Origin of the sequence: Brevundimonas sp. (genome assembly GCF_016463485.1) — a bacterium.
In the GTDB taxonomy this organism is placed as follows: domain Bacteria; phylum Pseudomonadota; class Alphaproteobacteria; order Caulobacterales; family Caulobacteraceae; genus Brevundimonas.
The window spans coordinates 1-5598 of record NZ_JAEMRD010000185.1 but is presented as its reverse complement, the minus strand read 5'-3'; the positions used below and the strand labels follow the sequence as shown (position 1 = coordinate 5598).

Genomic DNA, 5598 nt, shown 5'->3' with positions numbered 1-5598 from the left:
ACGAACGGATGCACGCCAATATCCAGAAGGACGGCACCTATTCGGTCGTGCCGCGGATGTGGGGCGGTGTCACCAATCCGCGCGAGCTGCGCGCCATTGCTGACGTGGTCGAGAAGTACGACGCACCCCTGGTCAAGGTCACGGGCGGCCAGAGGCTGGATATCTTCGGCATCAAGAAACAGGACCTGCCCGCCGTCTGGGCCGACCTGAACGCCGCCGGGATGGTGTCTGGCCACGCCTATGGCAAGTCGCTGAGGACGGTGAAGACCTGTGTCGGGTCGGACTGGTGCCGGTTCGGGACCCAGGATTCGACCGGCCTGGGCATCCAGACCGAGCGGATGACCTGGGGCTCGTGGATGCCACACAAGTTCAAGATCGCGGTGTCGGGTTGCCCGAGGAACTGCGCCGAGGCGACGATAAAGGACTTCGGCGTCATCTGCGTCGACAGCGGATACGAGCTCCACGTCGGCGGCAACGGCGGCATCCATGTCCGGGTCACCGACCTGTTGTGCAAGGTCGAGACGGAGGCCGAGGCGATGCACTATTGCGCCGCCTTCATCCAGCTGTACCGCGAAGATGCCCGCTATCTGGAGCGCACCGCGCCCTGGATCGAGCGGGTCGGGCTGGAGCGGATCAAGGCGCGGATCGTCGAGGACGCGGAGGGCCGGGACGCCCTGGCCGCCCGGTTCCTGCACTCCCAGACCTTCTGTCAGGACGACCCCTGGGCGGCGCGGGCCATGGGGGCCGAGAGTGAGCAACACCAGCCGCTCAGCCTGATGGAGACCGCGTGATGACCGCCGATCGCTGGATAGACGTGGGGCGGATCGAGGACATTCCCCCGCGCGGGGCCCGCACCGTCGTCGTCGAGAGTGGTGACGAGATCGCCGTGTTCCGCGCCGGCGACGACGCCGTCTTCGCCCTGATCAACCGGTGCCCGCACAAGGGTGGTCCGCTGAGTCAAGGGATCGTCCATGGCCACAGCGTCGCCTGTCCTCTGCACAACTGGAACATCGCCCTGGCCACGGGTCAGGCACAGGGCCCGGACAGCGGCTGCACCCCCACGATCCCGGTCAGGGTAGCGGACGGACGCATCCTGATCGCTCAGCCAATGCCGGTTCCGGCCTGAGATGAGCTGCGCGGTCGCCACCACCTGTCCCTACTGCGGCGTCGGTTGCGGTGTTGTCGCAACGGTGACGGGTGAGCGGACGGTGCAGATCGCGGGCGACCCGACCCACCCGGCCAATGCCGGACGCCTGTGTTCCAAGGGCACGCATCTGGGCGAGACGGTGGGGCTGGAGGGCCGGCTGCTGCATCCGATGATCGGAGACGCCCGCGCCGGCTGGAACGAGGCGCTGGACCTGGTCGCCGACCGCTTCGCCGCCGCCATCGCCGAACACGGGCCGGACAGCGTCGCCTTCTATGTCTCGGGCCAGATCCTGACTGAGGACTATTACGTCGCCAACAAGCTGATGAAGGGGTTCATCGGCTCGGGTAATATCGACACCAACTCGCGCCTCTGCATGTCCAGTGCGGTATCTGCGCACATCCGGGCCTTCGGCGAGGACGTGGTTCCTGCCTGCTACGAAGACTTGGATCAGGCCGACCTGATCGTCCTGGTCGGGTCTAACACCGCCTGGTGCCATCCGATCATCTGGCAGAGGATCGAGGCGGCGCGGACAGCGCGGGGCACGAAACTGGTCGTCATCGATCCCCGTCGGACCGAGACGGCGGATATGGCCGACCTGCATCTGGCGTTGAGGCCAGGCAGCGATGTGGCCCTGTTCAACGGCCTGCTGGCAGGATTGCAGGCCCGAGGCGCGCTGGATGCTGACTATATGGCCGCCCATGTCGTGGTTCCGGACGGCTTTCGAGCGGCGCTGGCCGCCGACTTCGACACGGCATCGACCGCAGCGACCTGTGACCTTGCGGCCAGCGATCTTGAGGCCTTCTACAATCTGGTCGCCACCCATCCTCGTACCGTGACCCTGTTCAGCCAGGGTGTGAACCAGTCTACTCAAGGGACTGATAAGGCGAACGCCATCATTAACGTTCATCTGGCCACGGGGCGGATCGGCAAGCCGGGTGCGGCGCCGTTTTCGATCACCGGCCAGCCCAATGCCATGGGCGGTCGCGAAGTCGGCGGCCTGGCCTCCACCCTGGCCGCCCATATGGATTTTGCGGCGGACAATGTCGATCGCGTAGGCCGGTTCTGGGTCGCGCAGCGCATGGCGACCACAGCCGGCCTGAAGGCCGTCGATCTGTTCAAGGCCGTCGGTGACGGACGCATCAGGGCCATTTGGATCATCGCCACCAACCCGGCCGTCAGCATGCCGGACGCGGGCGCGGTTCGCGCCGCCCTGGCCGCCTGTCCTTTCGTGGTGGTCTCCGACGTCACGGCCGACACCGACACGGGCCGGTTCGCCCACGTCCGCCTGCCGGCCCTGGCCTGGGGCGAGAAGGACGGCACGGTCACCAACTCCGAACGGATCATCAGCCGCCAGCGGCCGTTCTTTCCTGCCCCCGGCGAGGCCCGCGCCGACTGGCGGACGCTGGCCGATGTGGCGGCGCGGATGGGGCATGGCGAGGCCTTCGGCTGGACCACACCGGCCGAGGTGTTCGACGAGCATTGTCGCCTGACCGCCTTCGAGAACCACGGCACCCGTAGCCTGAACCTCGCGCCCCTGATCGGTCTGGGCGAGGACGGGTATGCCTCCCTGGAGCCGACGCGCTGGGGCCAGGATCGTGAGTTCGCCGACGGCCGGTTCTCTACCCCCGACGGCCGCGCCCGGATGATCGCGGTGACCCAGGCGCCGCTGGCCGCCAACACCATGACCCTGAACACCGGCCGCTATCGCGACCAGTGGCACACGATGAGCCGCACCGGTCTGTCGCCCCGTCTCTCCCAGCATCGGCGCGAGCCTCTGCTCGAGATCCATCCCGACGACGCGACGCGGTACGGCTTGGTCGAGGGCGATCTGGCGACGGTGGAGACGGCGCAGGGCAAAAGCGTGTTCCGTGTCGCGGTCACCGATGCCCAGCGGCCCGCTGAGGCGTTCGTGCCGATCCACTGGACGGACCGGACGGGGTCCGGCGGCAGGGCGGGGCTGTTGCCCGGCGGCGCAGTCGATCCGCTCTCGGGCCAGCCGGGATTCAAGCTGACGGCGATGACGGTGTCGAAGCTGGCGACCGAATGGCGGGCCTTTTTGATCCTGCGGGGCACGTCGACCGTAGAGCCTGATTGCGTCTGGTGGGCGACGGCTGCCGTGCCCGGCGGAAGGCTGGTCGAACTGGCCGGCGACGGTGATCCGGCAGTGCTCGAGACTTTGCTGCCGCACGGCGAGCGGATGACCGCTGTCGATCCGGCGCGCGGGTCCCTGCGCACGGCGGTGCTCGTCGAGGGACGGTTGCAGGGCGCGCTGTTCGTAGCCCGTGACGGCTCGTTGCCCGGCCGCGACTGGTTGATCGCGCAACTGTCCGAATCCGTCGCGCCTGTGGGGTTGCTGGCAGGTCGTGCGCCCGGAGCGACGGTGGATCGCGGCGCCATCGTCTGCGCCTGTTTCGACGTCGGTGCCCGTACCATCCTGACGGCCATCGCCGCCCAGAGTCTGACCACGGTCGCCGAGGTCGGTGCCGCCCTGTCGGCCGGGACCAACTGCGGCTCGTGCCGCCCCGCCATCGCCAGACTCATCGCCGCCTGAGGAGGATTGCCCATGCCCTTCGACTCCGCGCCCCGCCGATCTGCCGATGCCGCCGACCTGATCGCCCCCGGAGACGTCTGGCTGGTCGGAGCCGGTCCGGGCGATCCCGATCTGCTGACGCGTCAGGCCGAGCGGCTGATCCGCGCCGCCGACATCGTCTTTTACGACGCCCTGGTCGGACCCGGCGTGCTGGCCCTGATCCCGGCGGACGTCGAGCGGATCAGCGTCGGCAAGCGGGCCGGGGCCCATTCAAAGGATCAGGGCCGGATCAACGCCCTGTTGCTGGCGGCGGCCCTGGCCGGGCGGCGGGTCGTGCGGCTGAAGGGCGGCGACCCCTCGATGTTCGGGCGTTCGACGGAAGAGATCGCTCATCTGGCCGCCCATGGCGTCCGGGTCCAGGTTGCGCCGGGTATCACAACGGCCAGTGCCGCAGCCGCTCGGGCCGGGGTGTCCCTGACCCTGCGAGGCCTGGCGCGGCGAATCCAGTTCGTCACCGCCCATGTCCGTGCGGGCGAAACGCTGGATATCGACTGGAATGCCCTGGCCGACCCCACCGCCACCCTGGGCGTCTACATGGGTCGATCGGCGGCACCGGAACTGACCCGTCAGTTGCTGTCCCGTGGCATGCCGGGCGAGACGCCGGTCCTTATCGCCGTCAACGTCAGCCTGCCAGACGAACGGCTGCTGTTCACCCGGCTTGACCTGCTGCCACTCAGCGTCGTCGCCCTGGCCGAAGATGCGCCGACCCTGCTGCTGATCGGCCATGCCGTCGGTCGACCCGACCAGATCGCCATCCGGACCGAGGCGGGGGCCAAGGCCCTGGGGTTTGCGCGATGACCGGGCGTATTCTCGGCGCTGTGCTGGCCGGAGGGCGATCCAGCCGGTTTGGCTCCGACAAGGCCCTTGCCCTGCTGGATCGCCGCTCCCTGCTCGACCACGTGGTGGACGCCTTGTCGGATCAGGTCGACACTGTCGTCGTCTGTGGACGGGCGCGTGCCAAGCGGTTGTGCCTGCCCGACCGACCCCACCCCGATCTCGGCCCGTTGGGTGGGCTGGCGGCGGCGCTGCGTTATGGTGTTGATCACGGCTATGGAGCGGTGGTTAGCGTCGGGTGCGATACCCCTATCCTGCCCGCCGATCTGGTACTGCGCCTTCAGTGCGCGGGGCCGGTCAGCGTCCTGCGTGACCTGCCGATCTCCGGTCTGTGGCCAACTGCCCTTTCTCCGGTGCTGGACCGGTTCATTATCGAAAAACCAAGTCGCGCCATGCGAGCCTGGGCGGAGTCGGTAGAGGCTATAGCGATCGACCTGCCGCAACCGATCGCCAACATCAACACGATGCGGGACCTCCGGCGTCTCGAACGGGCGGCCTGAACACGGTGCGCGCTTCAGCAGTACGGGTTGGATGATGCGACACCTACGGTCTAGCGCCGCCAGCTCCGGCCGACTGAGCCAACTCGCCATGCAAATCGTCACACCCTTTGAGCACCGCCCCGATGCGTCGCCGCTGATCGATCCGTTCGGTCGGGCGATCGACTATGTGCGGGTGTCGGTGACGGACCGCTGCGACCTGCGCTGTACCTATTGTATGGCCGAGCGTCAGACGTTTCTGCCACGCGCCGAACTGCTGACCATCGAGGAACTGGGCCGGCTGTGTTCGAGCTTCATCGACCTGGGGACCACGCGGCTGAGGCTGACGGGGGGTGAGCCGCTGATCCGCAAGGGGTTCATGGACCTGGTCGCCGACCTGTCTCGCCATCTGGACAGCGGCCGGCTGAAGGAGCTGACCCTGACCACGAACGGGACGCAGCTGGCCCGCTACGCCCAGGCCTTGGCCGGATACGGGGTCAGGCGGATCAATGTGTCGATCGACACGCTCGACCCCGACGACTATCGCCGGA

Annotated in this window: 5 protein-coding genes and 1 pseudogene; all 6 read left to right on the top strand. The window is 67.9% G+C overall.

The genetic code is table 11. The annotated features are described in order from the left end of the window. Window positions 1-791 (top strand): annotated as a pseudogene (locus tag JHC99_RS17220) (nitrite reductase large subunit); the annotation flags it as partial. After that, window positions 791-1126: a nitrite reductase small subunit NirD gene (gene nirD / locus JHC99_RS17215; RefSeq protein ID WP_292155877.1), complete on the top strand. Its 336-nt coding sequence runs from the start codon at window positions 791-793 to the stop codon at window positions 1124-1126. The pseudogene JHC99_RS17220 and the gene nirD, both read left to right, overlap by 1 nt. Before the next feature lies 1 nt (window position 1127). Further along, window positions 1128-3698, top strand: coding sequence for a nitrate reductase (locus JHC99_RS17210; protein WP_292155875.1), 2571 nt, complete (start codon window positions 1128-1130; stop codon window positions 3696-3698). A 12-nt stretch (window positions 3699-3710) separates the two neighbouring features. Further along, window positions 3711-4535, top strand: a complete 825-nt coding sequence (cobA, locus tag JHC99_RS17205; protein ID WP_292155874.1) for a uroporphyrinogen-III C-methyltransferase — start codon at window positions 3711-3713, stop codon at window positions 4533-4535. Then, a complete protein-coding gene (locus JHC99_RS17200; protein ID WP_292155873.1) occupies window positions 4532-5071 on the top strand; it encodes a molybdenum cofactor guanylyltransferase in 540 nt (179 codons plus the stop codon). The genes cobA and JHC99_RS17200 overlap by 4 nt, the downstream gene beginning before the upstream one ends. An 88-nt stretch (window positions 5072-5159) precedes the next feature. Continuing rightward, window positions 5160-5598: radical SAM protein (locus JHC99_RS17195; protein WP_292155871.1), on the top strand; the 439-nt coding region annotated here is incomplete at its 3' end.